The organism is Planomonospora algeriensis, assembly GCF_977012225.1.
The window spans coordinates 1-2,091 of sequence record NZ_CDRNDK010000738.1 but is presented as its reverse complement, the minus strand read 5'-3'; the positions used below and the strand labels follow the sequence as shown (position 1 = coordinate 2,091).

The 2,091-nt window shown below is 68.8% G+C and carries 2 protein-coding genes; both read left to right on the top strand.

Annotation, left to right across the window (positions count from 1 at the left end):
* The first annotated feature begins 355 nt into the window (after nucleotides 1-355).
* Nucleotides 356-1,699: an IS256 family transposase gene (locus ACWJ6R_RS35230; RefSeq protein ID WP_449066358.1), complete on the top strand. Its 1,344-nt coding sequence runs from the start codon at nucleotides 356-358 to the stop codon at nucleotides 1,697-1,699.
* A 71-nt stretch (nucleotides 1,700-1,770) separates the two neighbouring features.
* On the top strand, nucleotides 1,771-1,989 hold the full coding sequence (locus ACWJ6R_RS35225) for an HNH endonuclease (RefSeq protein WP_449066359.1): 219 nt from the start codon (nucleotides 1,771-1,773) through the stop codon (nucleotides 1,987-1,989).
* Nucleotides 1,990-2,091 lie beyond the last annotated feature (102 nt).

Here is a 2,091-nt window from a genome sequence, read left to right as displayed (position 1 = left end):
GTTCAACCTGCAGATCCGTGCACTAGGCCGGACACACATCTGCGGAACGCAGGCCTGGCGGGCAAGCACTGTTCGCCGGTGTCGAAGATGGACAGGAAGCACAAGGCCAAGATCCAGACACCGCACGGGCCGCGCACCTGCTTCGAGGCACGCCTCGAACGCGACAGCAGACAGCCACTGGTCGCTCGGTTCGGAGAGATCACGCTCCACCGGCAGAAAACGGCTACGGTCATCGGCCGCCAGCCGATCCGGGTCGACTATCCGCAAAGGTCGCGTCCCGGATACGGTGTAAATAGATCACGAGCGTAGGTTCCGTACTGAACCGCCAAGTTCCGTACGAAGGAGTCCCACGCCCGTGACCCGTCGAGTATCCCCCACCCAGGCCATCCGCGCCGAAATCGACGCCCTGTTCACCGACGGCCGCGACCTCGTCGAGGTCCTCGAAGACGTCGCCCGCCTGGGCGCCCGCCTGATCATCCAGACCGCCGTGGAAGCCGAGGTCGACGCCTTCCTCGGCCGCGCCCGCTACCAGCGCGCCACAGCGGCCGGCGAGGAGACGATGGTGCGGCCCGGCCACCGCAACGGCCACTGCCCCACCACCATCAAGACCACTTCCGGGCCGATCACCATCGCCCGCCCCAAACTCCGCGGCACCACCGAGGCCTTCGCCTCCCGCCTGTTCGGCACCGGCGTCACCCGTACCCATGCCCTGGAGACCCTCGTCATCGCCTCGTTCGTGCGCGGCCTGTCGGTCCGCGACGTCGAAGCGACCCTCGCCGACGCCCTCGGCCCCGAAGCCGCCCTGTCCAAGTCCACGGTCTCGGCCATCTGCCAGGCCATCGTCGCCGAATACGACGCCTGGTGCCGGCGCGACCTGACCGGCATCGAGCTGGACTACCTGTTCGTCGACGCCTCGCATTTCAAGATGCACGACGGCAGCCGGGCCGAACCGGTGCTGGCCGCCTGGGGCATCACCACCGCCGGCAAGCCCGTCTTCGTCGGCCTGGCCGCCGCCGCAGCCGAATCCACCGACGCCTGGCACGACTTCCTGACCGAGCTCGTCGGCCGCGGCCTGCGCCCGCCGCTGCTGATCGTCTCCGACGGCGCCCCCGGGCTGATCTCGGCCGCCGAGCAGGTCTTCCCCGCCTCGCTGCGCCAGCGCTGCCTCGTTCACCGCCTGCGCAACATCGCCGCCAAGGTCTCATCCGCCGACCAGACCGCGGTCAAGGCCGCCTACTGGAGCATCTTCGACCTGACCGGCCTCGACGAGGCGGCCGTCGCGCCCGGCCAGCACCTGGTCGAACTGGTGCAGGCCCGCATCGACGCCTTCGCCGAAACCTGGGGCCGCCCCTACCCGGCGGCGGTCAAGAGCATGCTGACCGACCGCCGCAGCCTGACCACCTACCTGCGTTTCCCGGTCGAGCACCACAAGCGCGTGCGCCACTCCAACTTCATCGAGCGGACCTTCGGCGAGACCCGCCGCCGCGTGAAGGTCATCGGCCGCTTCCCCGGCGAGACCTCCTGCGTGTCCCTGGTCTGGGCGGTGCTGGACCGGGCCTCACGCGGTTGGCGCGGTTTCACCATGACCCCGGCCGGGCTGCGCGTCCTGCAGGACCTGCGGCGCGCTCTCCTGCACCCGCCGACCCGGCTTCACCCCGCCGACCAGCCAGCCTTGGCAGCGACTGTCGAGGCCGCTTAAGATCCACCCACGGCACCTACCTCGTCGAGCTTTTTACACCGCTCCGAGGACGCGACCCATCCGCAAAGGAGCTGCTGGCCCGGCTCCTCGCGGCTATCTGCGAGATCTGCGGACATACCGGCGAGGTCCAGGTCCACCACGTCCGGAAACTCGCAGAACTCGGAGCGCCCGGACCGCTTCAACCCCAGTGGGCCAAGGCCATGGCCACCCGGCGCAGAAAGACCCTTGTGGTCTGTGCCTCCTGCCACGACCTCATCCACCGAGACCCGGCTCGCCCCCTCACGCAGTGATCACTGGAGAGCCGAATGATCGGGAAACCATCAAGTCCGGTTCGGCGGGCCTGCGTTCCGCAGATGTGTGTCCGGCCTAGTGCACGGATCTGCAGGTTGAAC